This window comes from Vibrio sp. 10N.247.311.49 (assembly GCF_041467655.1).
Lineage (GTDB): Bacteria > Pseudomonadota > Gammaproteobacteria > Enterobacterales > Vibrionaceae > Vibrio > Vibrio crassostreae_C.
The window spans coordinates 339,917-356,646 of record NZ_JBFSVA010000002.1; the positions used below are offsets into that span (position 1 = coordinate 339,917).

At 45.4% G+C, this 16,730-nt stretch carries 16 protein-coding genes; 10 read left to right on the top strand and 6 right to left on the bottom strand.

Annotated features, from left to right (window positions below):
• Window positions 1–33 precede the first annotated feature (33 nt).
• The 4 genes from ugpE (at window position 34) to AB6E54_RS04300 (ending at window position 3,850) form a co-directional block, all read left to right on the top strand.
• Window positions 34–876 carry a sn-glycerol-3-phosphate ABC transporter permease UgpE gene (gene ugpE, locus AB6E54_RS04285; RefSeq protein ID WP_017071585.1) on the top strand — a complete coding sequence of 281 codons (843 nt, stop codon included), beginning with the start codon at window positions 34–36 and terminating at the stop codon, window positions 874–876.
• On the top strand, window positions 866–2,176 hold the full coding sequence (ugpC, locus tag AB6E54_RS04290) for a sn-glycerol-3-phosphate ABC transporter ATP-binding protein UgpC (protein WP_372107130.1): 1,311 nt from the start codon (window positions 866–868) through the stop codon (window positions 2,174–2,176). Before ugpE ends, ugpC begins: the two co-directional genes overlap by 11 nt.
• 56 nt (window positions 2,177–2,232) lie before the next feature.
• Window positions 2,233–2,952, top strand: a complete 720-nt coding sequence (locus AB6E54_RS04295; RefSeq protein ID WP_102398602.1) for a glycerophosphodiester phosphodiesterase family protein — start codon at window positions 2,233–2,235, stop codon at window positions 2,950–2,952.
• A 160-nt stretch (window positions 2,953–3,112) separates the two neighbouring features.
• Complete coding sequence (locus AB6E54_RS04300) at window positions 3,113–3,850, top strand: sulfite exporter TauE/SafE family protein (protein WP_171733130.1); 738 nt, start codon at window positions 3,113–3,115, stop codon at window positions 3,848–3,850.
• Window positions 3,851–3,954: 104 nt separating this feature from the next.
• On the opposite strand, the gene AB6E54_RS04305 is transcribed toward AB6E54_RS04300, so the two are convergent.
• Window positions 3,955–4,728, bottom strand: coding sequence for a murein L,D-transpeptidase family protein (locus AB6E54_RS04305; RefSeq protein ID WP_017064906.1), 774 nt, complete (start codon window positions 4,726–4,728; stop codon window positions 3,955–3,957).
• Window positions 4,729–4,730: 2 nt separating this feature from the next.
• Window positions 4,731–5,213 (bottom strand): GNAT family N-acetyltransferase, encoded by a 483-nt coding sequence (locus AB6E54_RS04310; RefSeq protein ID WP_017064907.1) that lies wholly within the window; start codon window positions 5,211–5,213, stop codon window positions 4,731–4,733.
• Window positions 5,214–5,432: 219 nt separating this feature from the next.
• Here AB6E54_RS04310 and AB6E54_RS04315 point away from each other — a divergent pair, with 219 nt between their 5' ends.
• From AB6E54_RS04315 to grxB, 3 genes are all read left to right on the top strand, one after another.
• The gene (locus tag AB6E54_RS04315) at window positions 5,433–6,413 is read left to right on the top strand and encodes a Gfo/Idh/MocA family protein (RefSeq protein WP_017060561.1); all 981 of its coding nucleotides are present in this window, start codon (window positions 5,433–5,435) and stop codon (window positions 6,411–6,413) included.
• A gap of 164 nt (window positions 6,414–6,577) precedes the next feature.
• Window positions 6,578–6,736, top strand: coding sequence for a hypothetical protein (locus AB6E54_RS04320; protein ID WP_004733064.1), 159 nt, complete (start codon window positions 6,578–6,580; stop codon window positions 6,734–6,736).
• A 347-nt stretch (window positions 6,737–7,083) separates the two neighbouring features.
• A complete protein-coding gene (gene grxB / locus AB6E54_RS04325; protein ID WP_017067268.1) occupies window positions 7,084–7,716 on the top strand; it encodes a glutaredoxin 2 in 633 nt (210 codons plus the stop codon).
• Window positions 7,717–7,875: 159 nt separating this feature from the next.
• On the opposite strand, the gene AB6E54_RS04330 is transcribed toward grxB, so the two are convergent.
• Window positions 7,876–8,709, bottom strand: a complete 834-nt coding sequence (locus AB6E54_RS04330) for a pyruvate, water dikinase regulatory protein (RefSeq protein ID WP_017060559.1) — start codon at window positions 8,707–8,709, stop codon at window positions 7,876–7,878.
• 178 nt (window positions 8,710–8,887) lie between these two features.
• Between AB6E54_RS04330 and ppsA the strand changes: the two genes are divergently transcribed.
• Window positions 8,888–11,260: a phosphoenolpyruvate synthase gene (gene ppsA / locus AB6E54_RS04335; RefSeq protein WP_372107129.1), complete on the top strand. Its 2,373-nt coding sequence runs from the start codon at window positions 8,888–8,890 to the stop codon at window positions 11,258–11,260.
• Between the two features lie 103 nt (window positions 11,261–11,363).
• Here ppsA and AB6E54_RS04340 read toward each other — a convergent pair whose 3' ends face one another.
• Both AB6E54_RS04340 and AB6E54_RS04345 read right to left on the bottom strand, forming a co-directional pair.
• Window positions 11,364–12,155, bottom strand: a complete 792-nt coding sequence (locus tag AB6E54_RS04340; protein ID WP_017064910.1) for a hypothetical protein — start codon at window positions 12,153–12,155, stop codon at window positions 11,364–11,366.
• Between the two features lie 66 nt (window positions 12,156–12,221).
• Window positions 12,222–13,577, bottom strand: coding sequence for a serine hydrolase (locus AB6E54_RS04345; RefSeq protein WP_017060556.1), 1,356 nt, complete (start codon window positions 13,575–13,577; stop codon window positions 12,222–12,224).
• A gap of 92 nt (window positions 13,578–13,669) precedes the next feature.
• On the opposite strand from AB6E54_RS04345, the gene AB6E54_RS04350 reads away from it, so the two are divergent.
• Entirely contained in the window at window positions 13,670–14,644 is a 975-nt protein-coding gene (locus AB6E54_RS04350; protein WP_017064911.1) for an AraC family transcriptional regulator, read from the top strand.
• Window positions 14,645–14,906: 262 nt separating this feature from the next.
• The gene (locus AB6E54_RS04355) at window positions 14,907–16,241 is read left to right on the top strand and encodes an MATE family efflux transporter (protein WP_017069196.1); all 1,335 of its coding nucleotides are present in this window, start codon (window positions 14,907–14,909) and stop codon (window positions 16,239–16,241) included.
• Between the two features lie 108 nt (window positions 16,242–16,349).
• Here the strand turns inward: AB6E54_RS04355 and AB6E54_RS04360 are convergent, their stop codons facing one another.
• A complete protein-coding gene (locus AB6E54_RS04360) occupies window positions 16,350–16,583 on the bottom strand; it encodes a phosphonate metabolism protein (RefSeq protein ID WP_010428389.1) in 234 nt (77 codons plus the stop codon).
• Between the last annotated feature and the right edge of the window lie 147 nt (window positions 16,584–16,730).

Genomic DNA, 16,730 nt, shown 5'->3' on the forward strand with positions numbered 1-16,730 from the left:
CACAGCTAGGTTTTAACGCGACAGGAGTTATTTATGAAAAGTAATAAGGTCTATGACCACCTAATTCTAATTGCTGGGATGCTGTTCATGTTGGTCCCTATCTGGCTAATCTTCGCCAGCTCGACGCATAACCCGAACACCATTGTCAGCGAAGGCCTGCAATGGGTACCAGGCGATAACTTTACGGCCATTTATAGCGAAGCTTGGAACAAAAGCATGGGCTTCAGTGGCGAAGTCACCGCCAGCAAAATGATCGCCAACTCGATGATCATGGGGCTAGGTTTTGCGATCGGTAAGATCATCATTTCGATGATGGCTGCGTATGCTTTGGTCTACTTCAGACTGCCTTATGCTACAGCTTGGTTCTGGTTGATCTTCGTGACGCTTTTGCTGCCATTAGAAGTGCGCATTATCCCTTCCTATGAGGTTGTCGCTGGGCTTGGGCTTCTTAATAGCTACACAGGTTTAATTCTGCCTTTGATCGCCTCAGCCACCGCGACGTTCTTTTTTAGGCAGTTCTTCAAAACCATCCCCGATGAATTGTTAGAAGCCGCTCAGCTAGATAACGCAGGTCCATTTCGATTCTTTGTCGACATCTTATTGCCACTGTCTAAAACCATGATTGCCGCAATCTTCATCATCATGTTTGTGGTGGGTTGGAACCAATATCTGTGGCCAATCATGATGACCACGGACGAAGGCTACAACACCATCGTGATGGGCATCAAACAAGTACTCAACAACATCAATGAAACCAGTTTACCGCGCTACGACTATGTTTTTGCCATGGTGATTTTAGCTATGTTGCCACCCGTTTTAGTGGTGGTTGTATTTCAACGTTGGTTTGTAAAAGGGCTAGTAGAAAGTGAAAAATAATAACGACAAAAATCAAATGAACGATAACCGCATTCAATCACTCGCTGAGTACAAGATGTCTCACCTGCATTCTCACCAAGCTATCCACAAAAATACAGAGGACACCCCGATGCCAAAGTTAAAACAAACGTTAGGGCACACCCAAACCACTCACAGCCATACACACAAAGCACCTACCATGTTAGGCATCAAAAACTTGGTAAAGACTTATGAGAACGGTCATCGTGCAGTGAAAGATGTCTCGCTTGAGATCGAAAAGGGTGAATTTCTTGTGTTGGTTGGCCCATCGGGTTGCGGCAAGTCTTCTATCCTACGTTCAATAGCGGGGCTGGAAAGTATCTCTGGCGGAGAGATTCACTTAAGTGGCCGCCGTGTTGATAACGAAAAGCCAGCTCAACGAGATATCGCAATGGTCTTTCAAAATTACGCACTCTACCCTCACATGACGGTATACAAAAACCTCGCTTATGGTTTAAAGAACCGAGGTGTCAGCCAACACGTAATTGAAGAAAAGATTGAGAAAGTCGCCAAGACACTAAAGATCGAAGAATACCTAGATCGCAAGCCAGCCAAGCTTTCGGGTGGTCAGCGCCAGCGCGTTGCTATGGGACGAGCGATTGTACGCGACCCTCAACTGTTCCTGTTTGACGAGCCTTTGTCTAACCTAGATGCCTCATTGCGCGCTCACATGAGGTTAGAAATCAAAAAGCTACAACGCGAGCTAGGCGTAACCAGTGTTTACGTGACTCATGACCAAGTCGAAGCCATGACACTGGCAGATAGAATCGTGGTTCTCAACAAAGGTCAGATAGAACAAGTCGGCACACCAAGAGAAGTTTACCACCAGCCTGCCAGTACCTTTGTGGCAAGCTTTATTGGCAGCCCCGCGATGAACTTCCTTACTGCCACGCTCGATGATGGCTATCTTGAAATCGGTGATCAACAAATGTACCTGCCCGAATACGCCCACGTAAAAAATACAGCCATCACACTTGGTATTCGCCCAGAACACTCTGAGGTTTGTGCCGAATTAAAAATGAACACCTTGCCTCTCGAACTGCGTATCAGTGTGGTTGAGCCATTGGGGCCGAATCAATTGGTTCATGGCCTGGTGAACGACCAACCCTTTATCGCCGTCACGCCAGAAACGACACTATGCCAAGTACTGCCGCTCGGAGTAAGCATTAATAAATCCAACCTGCATATTTTTGACAGTCGTGGGAAGCGTATTCAGCCGAATAACTTTACTTCACAAGAGTCACGCGAAGAGACGACAAGCATAACGACGGCTCTCGCTTAATCGAGTACACTGATATTTAATGCGTTTTTACGGTGCGTCTTTAAGAAGGATTAATTATGTCGTCTATCATCGTAGGTCATCGGGGTGTAGCAGGTACTCACCCAGAAAATACCAAAGCAAGCATTGAACAAGCCGCTAAACTCGGCTTGAAATGGATTGAAGTAGATATTCAGCCAACTCAGGATGATCAACTTGTGGTTTGTCACGACCACACCCTTGAGCGCTGCAGCGATGGCAAGGGTCGTGTCGACGAACACACCCTTGCAGAACTGCGTCAGCTCGATTTTGGCAGTTGGAAGTCTGAGCAGTTCGCTGGTGAAAGAATATTGACGTTGGAAGAGTTGCTCGCGCTTGCTGAACAGCATGATCTCAGCGTGAACTTAGAGATCAAAGTCGACAGTCGACATCAAGCGCCTCATGTCGTTGATTTGCTGCATACCGAGTTGATTCGTTCAAATCTAGACACCGACAGAGTGCTGCTTTCAAGTTTCAGCCATCAAGTCGTTTCTGAAATGGCTCGTCACCTGCCGAGATACCGCGTAGGTCTGATCACCGAGCAACTGACTCAAGCCGACTTGATGTTGATTGACGAGGTTAAAGTGTTCAGTTGTCACATGAACTACGAGCATGTGAATCAGAGCGATCTTGATACACTGAGTGAAGCAAACATTCAAACTTGGTGCTACACAGTAAACGATCCGTCTCACTTCAAATTCATCTCAAAAGTAGATGCCGTATTCACTGATTTTCCGAATCAATTTACCTCTATAAATTGACCAAACAAATACCGCAAAAACAACCCCGAGAGACTTTAAAATTAACTCTCGGGAAACCTTAAAATTAGGTAGCAAACACAAGTGAGTAGGAGTACATTCCGCTACTCACTTGGTTTCATTAGCTCGCTCTATACAGACAGCTTCATTGGTTACTTAATTTATGGATCTCATTTTTAGTCCAACCTTCCCAATTTTGGGTGCAATCTTCATTTTCGCCGCTATTGTTCGTGGCTTCTCAGGTTTCGGTTTCACCTTAGTGGCATTGCCATTAAGTGCGTTATTCGAGCCTGTTATCGAACTGGTTCCCGTCTTCATGTTGATCGATCTCCTAGGCAATGTTCAATTACTGCCTAAAGTTCGAAAGCATGTTAACTGGCGCTGGGTTTTAAAGGTATTTATCCCTTGTTTTGCCTTCACACCAGTCGGCTTACTTCTGCTTAAATCCGTTAGCCAAGACACGATCATCTTGATCATCAGTGCCTTCATTTTTGCGTCTGCACTTATGATCTACAAAGGTTTCCATTACAAAAGCGAACCTAGATTTACTCCCTATATTCTAGGAAGCCTTGCGGGTGTAATGAACGGCGCGGCTTCGATGTCAGGGCCTCCAATTGGCACTCATGCATTAGCAAGCCCAGTCGCTCCGCACATTGCCAGAGCAGGCCTGATAGCCTTCTTTGTATTGGCTGATTCCACTGCGTTTGTTTCGGCATCTATCGCTGGGTTAGTCGACCGCGATGTAGTTTGGCTGACTCTCGCGCTTCTACCAAGCAGCATGTTTGGCGGTTATGTGGGTTCTAAACTGTTCGAAAGATTTGGTGGAGCGAAGTTTAAGCCAGTCACCATTGCATTGCTGATTGTGATTGCAATATTCAGTGCAGGTCGAGTCTTACTGTAACGGCTTTAGCGTTTAATTTTGGACGTTGCTTTTACGAATTGGTTTCGCGAATTGATTGCGCTAATTGACTGCGGAAAGTGATTAAGAAAACTGGGTACCAATGACTACCATTCGATATGGATAGGGGTACCCATTTTTACAAGTTGGAGAAACTCATCCATATCTTGATTGGTTAACGCGATACAGCCATCCGTCCAATCAAAACTTTGAATAAAGCTCGGCGAACGACGCTCGCCGTTTTTGATGCCATGGATTTTGATGTTTCCTCCAGGATCTACATCATTTTGCTCTGCCCATTGCATATCCGAAGGTTGCGGATAGTTAATATGTACTGAGCGATAAAAGTCCGACTCTTCCATCACATAATCGAGCTGGTATTCCCCTTCCGGCGTTCGGTTGTCCCCTTCAAAGCGTTTATGCCCTTTCGGTTGTTTGCCTAGCGCAATACGAAACTCCTGAATCACCTCTTCACCTTTTAGCAGATACATCCTACGTTTCGATTTATCGACTTTAACTAACGTAACCACTTGCGACAGCGAATCTATCTCAGATGCGCTATCCGGTACGTTGTAAAACTGTCGAGAGGAACTTTGAGGTGGACGTTTCGATGACCCTTGAGAAAACTGAGCTACCTTTTCATCAGGGCTACTGTTAAGAACATCATCCACAATAATCACATGCTCGGAGTTTGAGCTCGTGGAAGAGGTTGAGTTAGATGAAGACGTTGAGACACGTTGAGAATGAGCCGGTGCAGACTCGAATACGATGGTTTCGATAGCGGTCGCGTCAGAGACTATTTTCTCGACCACGACTTGCTCAGCATTCGCGTTCGAAGCCACAAACAGTAAACACAGTGATAAAGGCAGAAACAGACGCACCTTTAGATCTCCTCAAAACGCATGGACATGGTTCGTGACTGAGTTTCCATTCCTAACGACTCATAGAAACCCTGAGCTTGTTGGTTAAACTCCATTACCTCCAACCTAAGTTCTATCGCTCCTCTCGCCTGCGCCCATTGATTAAAAGACTTCATTAACGCTCGACCAGCACCTTTGCTCTGAACCTGATCGTTCACCACAATCGTATTGACCCTTGCCACCTTGTGCGGCTGAATAAAACTGACGCCTTTGTTCTGCGTTACCTTACCCGCTAAAAAGCCAACGACTTGCTTGTCGTCTACTGCAACCAAGAAAGCGCCAAGTGGGTCAAGCATCAAACCTAACCAATACTCTTCACTGTCGGCCAAGCCTTGTGACGCTGGCGCAAATACCATAGGCGCACCAAGATGATGTTGACGGTTTATCTGCTCAGAGAGCGCTAAGATCGCGTTAATATCAGTTACCTTGGCCGTCCGGATTTGCATATCATCACCTTGTTTGAATTCAATAACACCTTAGCAAAAATGGCTTAGTTGTGCACCGTTACACTGGTCAACTCAGACGCTCTGTGAAGGCTGAACATTAATATTAGGCACTATGTTTAGGGAAATTGTTCCGTAAATCTCAGGCACATTACCAGCCGTTGAGTGCTACTATCTCTGCAGAATCAATATACTAACGACGACTAACGACTGGATACCTATATGATTAAGTTTGCTGTAATTGGAACCAATTGGATTACACAAAAGTTTGTTCAAGCTGCGCACGAATCTCAATCGATGCAACTTGCTGCGGTTTACTCTCGAAATCTAGACAGCGCGGCACAGTTCGCCCAAGAATTTGACGTTGAAACCACGTATGACTCACTCGACGCATTGGCCAATGACAACACTGTAGAAGCCGTGTACATCGCTTCCCCTAACTCACTGCATTGCGAGCAATCTATCTTCATGATGGAACACGGCAAGCATGTTATCTGTGAAAAGCCGGTTGCATCAAATATTGATGAAGCAACACGCATGTTCGAAGTCGCTGAGAAAAACGGTGTGGTGCTGTTTGAGGCGTATAAATCTCAATTCCTACCGAACTTTAAGCAAGTTCAACTTGGGTTAGAAAAGATTGGCAAGGTACATAAAGCACACATCAACTACTGCCAGTATTCATCGCGCTACCAAAAATACCTAAACGGCGAGAACCCAAATACCTTCAACCCAGCTTTTTCTAACGGCTCATTGGTCGATATTGGCTTTTACTGTGTTGCCGCGACAGTCGCGCTATTTGGCAAACCTGAAAACGCACAGGCTTCTGCAAAGCTACTTGATTCAGGTGTCGATGCTCATGGCTGTGCGATCTTCCAATACCCTGAGTTTGATGTGACCCTTGCGCACTCCAAAGTCAGCGACTCTTATGCGCCAAGCGAGATCCAAGGTGAATTAGGGGCGATCATCATCGATCACATCGCTGAATGTACTGACGTTAAGATCCGCTACCGCGATGGCACGGTAGAAAACCTTACTCAAGCACAAAGCGAAAACTCCATGAGTTACGAAGCGCAGGCCTTTGCTAGCTGCATTGCTGGCGACAACGCAACACAAGCGCAGGCCCAACTGCGCGCTTTAACGGTTGCGAAGTTAATTACAGAGATGCGCCAACAAGTTGGTGTAGTGTATCCAGCGGATAAATAACGTCACAGCATAAGTTAACAAACTGATTTTTAATACATAATTATTTATACATAACTGAATTTAATCTTTACGACAAATAACCGGATTAGTTGATTGAGGTCCCATCTGTTTAAATCCGCGTTCGATATCTATCGTATTTATTTAATTTATTGAAGGTGTGTAAAGTGTTTTCAGTTGATGATCGCGTTGTAGCAACAAAAGGTGTTGAACTAGGTGAAATGGTAGTAACTGGCCTAAGTGCTGGTGGCGGCTACGTTCACGTTACAACGGTAGAAGGCGCAATGACGCTTACTTACCCAGCGCAAGATCTTAAAAAAGCATAGTTTAACCACTCTGCCCTTTTAGTAGTCACTCTACTAAAGGTAACAAAATTGAGGCTTTGGCTGACTTCACTCTTCTGCATTAGAGTAAGCAGCCAGAGCCTTTTTTATGCCTGTAATTTACCCACTAGCTTTCTCATTCGCTTACTCGTTACAATAAAACCGCACTCAACTGACAATAGAATTAGGCAACGAGTTTCTACACTAAGTGCTTATTCCCATCGTTCTCTTGATATCCCCGAGCACTTAATCGCAGTGAATAGTTCTTGTTAACAAAGGCTTATTGTCTGCGAAAGTTTCTGGTACATTAGCATCATCTTATACTAAGAAAGACCCGAATGAGGGAAGCTATGAAGCTTTACATTTACGGCCACTGCCCTTTCTGTGCAAGAGTCTCCTACATTGCTCAATCGCTAGGCTTGAACATTGAGCTTGTTTCTGTCGATTATGATGATGCCCAAACCCTTATCGATCTGATCGGTAAAAAGATGGTGCCCGTCTTACAAAAAGACGATGGCTCTATCATGGCAGAGAGCCTAGATATCATCGCGTACTTCATGGACTTGAAATCAAGCGATGAGCAGCGTGTGCCATCTGAGCAAGTGACTGTGTTCCAAACTCGCGCATTCCCTCTTACTCAACAGATTGGACGCCCACGTTGGTGGAACCTCGACTTGGCTGAATATCGCTCTTCTGGAGCCAAAGAAGCTTGGCGTGCCAGTAAAGAGACCGAAGGTTTTAACTTTGAAGAACTGTTAGAAAAGACGCCTCAGTTCGTTCAACTGATTAACCCATTACTGAAAGATGCCGAACTCTTACTGGATCTAGAGAATGGTGAGTCATCACTGCCTCTAATCGATCAAGCGGTGTATTTCTCGATGCTTCGTGGCTTTTGCGTAGAACCAAGCATCAGTTGGCCACCAGCACTTGAACGCTGGTTAGAAAAGAAAAGCGAAACGCTAAAGCTGTCTTTACTTCGCTAGAAAGCTATCTCGATTAAGAAAGCAAGCTCTGATTAAGAAAACAAGCTCTGACTCGCAAGCGACTACAACGAGCACAAACAAAAAATCGAAGCTCTCAGGTGTAAACTGCGAGCTTCGATTTTCTTTTATCTGGCCATTCTATTTCTCTAAGGCTTTGTCTTACAGCAGACGCCTTCTCAAACCTGTTCGCTCCAAGATTCGTGTCGAAATTTCTTCAACCGATAGTGAAGAGGTGTTGATGTAAGGTATCGCTTCTCGACGGAACATCGCCTCTACCGTTTGCAATTCATACAAACATTGTGAGTCACTGGCGTATTCGCTGCCTGCTAAGCGGTTCTCACGAATTTCAGTGAGCCTTTCTGCATCAATGGTCAAACCAAACAGCTTATGTCGGTAAATCTCAAACTCTGGCAACAGCTTTAAGCGTGCCAAGTCATCGTGGATAAATGGGTAGTTTGCTACGCGTAAGCCAAACTGCATCGCCATATACAAACTTGTTGGTGTTTTGCCACTTCGAGAAACACCCAACAAGATGATGTCGGCTTCTTCCAGCCCTTTTAGCGTGATGCCATCATCATGCGCGAGCGTGTACTCAATCGCAGCAATACGGTCGAAATACTTCACCGAGTCCTTGTTTACACTGCGTGAGCGCTGCAACTTAGGAACAGGCGCCATCTGAATGTCATCCTGTACTTTCTGCACGATGCTCTCTAACACGTCATAACAGTGCGCGGGCGCTTCTAGCAATTTGGTTTTGATATCAGGTATCACAATCGAAAAGAACACTAGCGGTTCTAATCCGGTATCACGATACGAAATTTCAATCTCTTTTAATAAATCAGAAAGTTTGTCCTCACTTTCCACAAACGGAAAGGTTTTTTCATTGGCTTTAAAAGGGAATTGACCTAGAACAACATGCCCTAAAGTCTCACATGTTATGGCCGTTCCATCAGAAACATAGAATACATCACGACTTTGAATATCAATTTGCATTTTTTATTTAATGTTTAAAATTATTTTGAGTAGGATGGTAACCATAATATAGATAATAAAACCCTGCTGACTATTACGTCCCCCACAGCTTTAGAAAATAATTTACATTTTTTTAAACTGATACGTAATCGTTTGCCTTTAAATCCCTACAATGCTTGCTATGTTTCTGGAGAAATAAATGCAAAATAATACCCTATGGTTCAATGGCCTATCCATGGAAGATGTCGACAAAGTCGGCGGTAAGAACGCCTCACTGGGCGAGATGGTTTCTAACCTGTCCAATGCTGGTGTTTCTGTACCTAATGGTTTTGCTACCACCTCTTATGCGTTTAACGACTTTCTTGATTACAAAGGTCTTGATGAGCGCATTCACCAACTACTTGATGAACTTGATGTTGAAGACGTTGACGCCCTGCGTAAGACAGGTGCAACGATTCGACAATGGGTTCTAGATGCACCCTTCCCAGAATCACTAGAGCAAGACATCCGTGATAACTACCGCGAGCTAATCGAAGACAACGAAGAATTGTCTGTAGCTGTGCGTTCATCTGCAACCGCAGAAGACCTTCCAGATGCTTCATTCGCAGGCCAGCAAGAAACCTTCCTTAACGTGAAAGGCATCGACGCGGTACTCGAAGCAACCAAGCACGTTTACGCGTCACTGTTTAACGACCGCGCTATCTCTTACCGTGTACACCAAGGCTTTGACCACCGTGGCATTTCATTGTCTGCGGGTATCCAGCGCATGGTTCGCTCAGACAAAGCCTCTTCAGGTGTGATGTTCACGCTTGATACTGAGTCTGGCTTCGACCAAGTGGTATTCATCACCTCTTCTTGGGGCTTGGGTGAAATGGTTGTACAGGGCGCAGTGAACCCAGACGAGTTCTACGTTCACAAGCCAATGTTAGAAGCGGGTCACTACCCAATCGTTAAAAAGACGTTTGGTTCTAAGTTGATCAAGATGATCTACTCGACCAATCAAGAAATCGGCAAGCAAGTCGATATCATCGACACCGACACTCAAGAGCGTAACGAGTTCTCACTCAACGATGAAGAGATCAAAGAGCTAGCAAAACAAGCGATGATCATCGAGAAGCACTACCAACGTCCAATGGACATTGAGTGGGCGAAAGATGGCATCGACGGCAAGCTTTACATCGTTCAGGCTCGCCCAGAAACCGTATGTTCTCAAAGCGATCAAAACGTTATCGAGCGTTACGAGCTAAACAATAAAGCGGATGTCTTGGTTGAAGGCCGCGCTATCGGTCAACGTATCGGTTCTGGCCCAGTTCGTTTGGTTGATTCACTAGACCAAATGTCACTGGTTCAAGAAGGCGACGTACTGGTAACAGACATGACAGACCCTGATTGGGAACCTGTGATGAAGAAAGCGTCTGCGATTGTGACTAACCGTGGTGGCCGTACTTGTCACGCTGCGATCATTGCTCGCGAGCTTGGTATCCCAGCGATTGTTGGTTGTGGTACAGCAACAAGCAGCCTAAACGATGGCGATACCGTGACAGTGTCATGTTCAGAAGGCGAAACAGGCTACGTTTACAACGGCGAACTCGATTTTGAAATCAAACGTTCTGAGGTTGATGAGCTACCAATGCTACCAACCAAAGTAATGATGAACGTGGGTAACCCAGATCGTGCCTTCGACTTTGCACAAATCCCGAACGAAGGTGTTGGCCTTGCTCGTCTAGAATTCATCATCAACAAGATGATCGGTATTCACCCTAAAGCGCTGCTTAACTTCGATGCACAAACGGATGAGCTAAAAGCGGAAATCAACGAACGTATTCGTGGCTACAAAGATCCTATCGATTTCTACGTAAGCAAATTAACAGAAGGCATCGCGACTATCGCTTCTGCATTCTGGCCTAAGCGTGTGATCGTACGTATGTCTGACTTTAAGTCGAACGAGTACAGCAACCTAGTCGGCGGTAAAACGTTTGAACCGCATGAAGAGAACCCAATGCTGGGCTTCCGTGGTGCATCTCGTTACATCTCACCAGTATTCGAAGACTGTTTCGAGCTAGAAACTCAAGCGATCAAACGCGTTCGCAACGAAATGGGCCTTAAGAACGTTGAAATCATGATCCCATTCGTTCGTACTCCAAGCGAAGCGGCATCGGTTATCGACATTCTGGCTAAATTCGACCTTCGCCGTGGCGACCAAGGTCTGAAAGTGATCATGATGTGTGAGCTACCATCGAACGCAATCTTGGCTGATGAGTTCTTGAAGTACTTCGATGGCTTCTCTATCGGCTCAAACGACATGACGCAACTGACACTTGGCCTCGACCGAGATTCAGGCGATGTGGCACACCTCTTCGATGAGCGTAACCCAGCCGTGAAAGCAATGCTGAAAATGGCGATCGATGCGGCAACCAAAGCGGGTAAATACGTGGGTATTTGTGGCCAAGGCCCATCTGACCATAACGACCTAGCAGAGTGGTTAATGGAGCAAGGCATCAGCTCTGTTTCACTAAACCCGGATACGGTTATCGATACGTGGTTGAAGCTAGGTAACGTTGCTAATAAATAAGTAAATAAGTAAATAAGTAACGCTTCACGCGGTACCTTAACGACAAAAGCCAGTCATGTTGACTGGCTTTTTTAGGTTCTTTCCAAATTAGCTGGCTAGAGCGCTAGAAGTAGTATCTCACACCAACCCAAGCTTCGGTTTGCCAACCATTCGGCATTGACACACCTTTCACATCAACATCCGCTTTGGTAATGTCATAGCGCGTATTCAACCACCAAGTTCTTGCAGTGTTCATCGGCACATTTAACGATGTTTTAAATGAGAAGTTTTGCATGTCGATATCATCACCAGAAAGATCTTGCCACTCAGGAACCAAAGACACATAAGCGCCAGAGTCACCGAGATGCTTCGCGGTAATCAAACCAAGCGAGTATCCCGTTAAATCATCTTTAGATGAAGTGACGCCAGGGATCTCCATACTACCAGTCATCAGTCCTGCTCTTGGAAATACCAGGAATCCACCGGTATAAGCTGGGTTAATCGCAACAACACCGCCAACCGACAATAAGTCATTTTTAATACTGTTGCGCGTATTAATATAATCTAATGAAAGACCCACTTTAGGCGTAGCTTTCGTCCCCGTTTCAAAGACGTGGAAGTACTGAATTCTAGAGTTGCTGTACTCTGTACCGAATTTGTCTGGATCGCGAAGTGCTGTGTTGCTTTCATCGACAAACGTCCCTTCGGCCAGTAGGGCAAACTGCTGACCGTTTTCTAAACCGCCAGAAACTTGCCCTTGAAATTGGATATCTGAACTACCATTCAGCATCAATGCAGCTTGAGTATAAACTTTAGTGACATCAGCAGGATCGATAACACGTTCGGAATCTGAATCGGCATGTGCAGGAAGGGCTAGACCTAAACTCAACGGGATTAATAGAGCAAACTTTTTCATTATATCTCTCGAAAGTCGTTTGCTTCCTCCTTGAAGCCTGGAACATCCTGTTAGGTAATAAATAGATTACTTGTCAGCAAGTAGTTTTGCTGCCGAACGCATTAGTGCAGGGCCTTTATTCTCACCAAAACCTGAGTGGTATGGGTTGGTTGAGAACATCACACCCACAAAGTCACGTGCAGGATCGATGTAAATAAATTGGCCTAGGTTGCCACTTTTCGACATTGCACCGTCATTGAAAATGAAATCAAACTGGTATGCGTTGTAGTCTGCTTTTTCGTTGTATGCGTGCAGTGAACTGCTCTCTTTGCTAGTACCTACGAATGCTTTTGGATCACCGCCGTTGCGGATACGATCAATCACAGCTTGTGACACCACTGGCTCATCAGCCACCGCTTTCCAGCTAGGTGTAAATAGTGTTCCCCAGCGAGCCATGTCTTCTACCGTTGATGAAACCAAGCCAACCGCGATCGCCATGCCATCTGGCGTCAAGTTGAATTGCATTGGTTGACGTGCGTGCACTTTTGACCAAACACGATCTTCGAATACTTGAGTCCAAGTTTTGTTCTCAACGTTTTCAACTAACTTAGTCAGCACCATGGTGTTGATAGATGCGTAACGGAAATGGTCACCGGCTTTTTCACCTTCCAGTTTCTGTGCACCTTGAGCCACTTCCATCCAAGTTTCCATTTCACCCGTTTTTGCACGAGGTGAGTTAAACGATGCCGCAAAGAAACGCACCACATCAGAGTCTGGGTTCAAGATAGACTCTAATGTCTCTTCATTGTCTAGCGCGGTCGACATGTTCAGAACTTGGTGTACTGTGATGCCATCCCAGTTCGTTCCTTTCAATTCAGAAACATACTCAGCGATCTCTTTTTCAGGGTCGACTTTGCCCTCTTCCACTAACATTGCGATCACTGTGCCAACCGTCGTTTTTGCTGTAGATGCCCAAACGTGCGTATCTGTCGGCTTCATACCTGGGTAAGCTTCGTAAACGATCTCCCCTTTGTGAATCAACATAAAGCCTTGGGTACGGAACTGTTCATCCGCCAAGTACTCATCCATTGTCAACTGACCTTTGCTTTCAGTATCAACTTTCAGTGCAGCGAGTCGTGGGTCGATATTTTTGACTAAAGGCTTGTACTCTTCGTTTGGAGCCGCCAGTGCCGTTGGTAGAAACTCACTCATGTGCATGTTGTAGTAAACGCTGTGGTCGCCGCCCATCTGCCAATGAAAGTTATTGAATAACTCACGAGCTGAGTCAGTAAAACTTGGGGTAAATGCTGTGCTCGCCTCTTTCACGGTCAAGGTAACTTGAGCACCTTCAACTTTCAGAGCTTCTTCAACTGGGTTTGCTGCAAGAGCAAATGATGATGGGGTCGCTAACGATACTAGAACGGCAATGTGTTTAAGTTTCATAATTGTTCTCCTGTTTGGGTTAGGAAAAGTATAGGGAGATGCGCTACACTTAATTAGGTCACTTGATGACATTTAATGGTAGGCACAAAACAATGAAAGCATCATCGAACACCACCAGCATACTGCTCACTTCGACCAGTAACATTGCTCCATATATTCAGTATTGTGACAAACATAGACTGGATTGGCGCACCGTCGCCGTTGCGTGCGGTCTACCCATTGAACTGACACAATCCAATCAATGGCTTCCTACACAAGACGTGATTCGCTTCATTCATGGCCTTGAGCGTAAGTTTGGCTATTCGATAGGGATTGAGGTTGGACGTAAGGCCTCTCTAGAGCAATTGTCACCTGAGCTAGACCGAAAAATTGAACAATGCACTTCTCTCGAGCAAGCGGTACGCTGCTTGATTACTGAAATATCGACCTTAAGTAATCACGTCACCATATGGACGGAAAAAAGCGATGGATTGTGGTGGCTGTGTCATCGAAGTTGCTATCACCCATCGACCTCAGGTTTTGAACAAGCAGAATGGTTTCGCGCCCTGACCGTGATTAGCCTATGCCGTAAGTTCATTGACAGTCGCTGGCAACCATCACACGCCAAGTTGGTCTCTAAGCACAACAGCGCACGTAAATTACCTAAGCATTTCTTTGATTCTGATATTCAGTTTGAAGAGCAATACGGTGCGTTCTCGATTCCGCTGCCCGATGATTATCGTGCCATTTCAGAACGAAATAGTACCCAAGATTGGCATCACGCTGTCGAGATATTAATAGACACCTATGCGACTCTACCTTGGTTCAATATTGAGTGGTTTGCGACCATGCTCGGCATGACAAAACGAACGCTGCAGAGAAACCTGAAGAGCAAAAACATTCTCTTTAAACAAGCCAAAGAACAAGTTCGGGAAGCTAAAGCAAAACAGCTACTTGAAGAGACCAACCTTTCTGTTCAAGACATCAGTTGGCAAGTGGGTTACAGCGACTTGAGTAATTTCAATCGTGCATTCAAAGGTTGGGTTGGAGTCACGCCACCAAGTTATCGGGATAAAGCGAAACATTAGAAATAGTCGAATGGAAAACCTTTAGACCCAATCCGCTAATATAAAACTCAGAAACAAGATACGACACCTTAAATTTCAATAAGCGAACGCATAAAGTTGCATTGCACAATGCTCACATACCGATGAAACTGTGCAAAGGTAATATCGATAGATTTAATGACATTTATTGGTATCGAGCTAACGTTACGTTATCCTTTACGCAATTCTTCATTGAGTGGATTGTCACTACGACAAACCTACCTTCAAGACTGATAAGAGTGTTATGAATTCTACGACCGCAACTCCCTCGCCTTCTCTTGGCCGACAACTCTATACAATGACATGGCCAATGCTGTTTGGGGTGCTCTCCCTGATGAGCTTCCAACTTGTAGACAGTGCTTTTATTGGCCAGTTAGGCGTACTGCCGCTCGCGGTTCAAGGCTTCACGCTACCAATTCAAATGATCATTATCGGGATTCAAGTCGGACTAGGCATCGCGACAACGGCTGTGATCGCGAGAGCTATTGGGGCTAACGAGATACGCTATGCCAAACAGCTCGGCGGATTAGTCGTTGCGATGGGCAGTGTGAGTGTCGCGCTGTTCTCGGTCATCATCTATCTGTTGCGTGGTCCTATTTTACAACTCCTCGATGCACCACCGACGGTACTGCCGATCATTGATTATTACTGGATCTATTGGCTGGTAAGCTCTTGGACAGGCGCACTGCTCTACTTTTTCTACAGTGTGTGTCGTGCCAATGGTAATACCATGCTGCCCGGTTCGATGATGATCGCGACCAGCATCATCAACTTGATATTGGACCCGATTTTCATATTCACGCTCGACATGGGCATCAACGGAGCCGCGATTGCGACCATCTTGGCGTTCGGTGCGGGTATCTTTATCGTTGCTCCTAAGGTAACTAAGAAGCATTGGATGACATTCGACTGGCACGATCTTGATATCGGCAAGAGTATTCGTTCTATAGGAAACATCATGGGGCCTGCGATGATCAGTCAGCTACTGCCACCAGTCTCTTCGATGCTCGCCACCAAACTGCTTGCAGGCTACGGCACAGCAGCCGTTGCAGCTTGGGCGCTAGGTTCACGTTTTGAGTTCTTTTCGATTGTTGCAGTGCTTGCTCTGACTATGTCGATGCCACCTATGATTGGCCGAATGTTGGGAGAAAAGAACCTAGGGAACATACGTAGTCTTGTGAAGATTGCCGTGATGTTTGTATTAGGATTCCAATTGGTGATCGCACTGGTAACTTGGATGTTCTCTGGCGGGTTGGCAAATCTCATGACCAGCGAAGACGAAGTCTCGACCATTTTGAACTACCACTTACTTATCGTTCCTATCAGTTTAGGGCCGTTGGGTATCTGTATGCTGATGGTTTCTATCTCGAATGCGCTTGGTAAGTCTTATACTGCCTTAACGATATCAGCACTGCGCCTGTTCGCCTTCTTCTTGCCTTGCTTGTGGATTGGTTCGCAGCTTGCTGGTATTGAAGGCCTGTTCTGGGGTGCCATGGTGGGTAATGTGCTTGCCGGTACATGTGCTTGGTTTATGTACCAACGCGCACTTGGGCAAGTCGAGGCTAAGCTTTCTAATTAATCAGTTAGCGAACTAAACGGCTTGCCAGCTAAACCGCTATAAAGTTATTAAACGAAAAAGCAGCCACTTAGGCTGCTTTTTTAGTTTCAGACTTAAAATATATTGGGGTTAGACTTGCTCAAAGTAAGCCAAAAACTCACCGCAATCTTTTTGGAATGGTGGCAATATTTCTGCTAGTGTTTCATCATCCCAATGCCACCATTCAAAGCTTTCTAATCGCTCGGCATAGCTAGGAGCATCAAACCGAGGACGCAGTTGCCAAACGCAATCGAGTATGGCGGTACGCCTTAAGCAGCGGTTGCCAACGAAAACAATCAAGCAGTTCAGGCCCTGCATCAACATAAATGAGTTAATCATTCCATTGTATCAAAGTACTTCACCAGCCTAAAACTGCAGTACTTCAGTTTCATTCGGGACCATTTTAAAAGGAAGTTATACCAATTAAAGTAAAAATGTGATCTAATTAAGATTGATGAATTATTGTGAAAT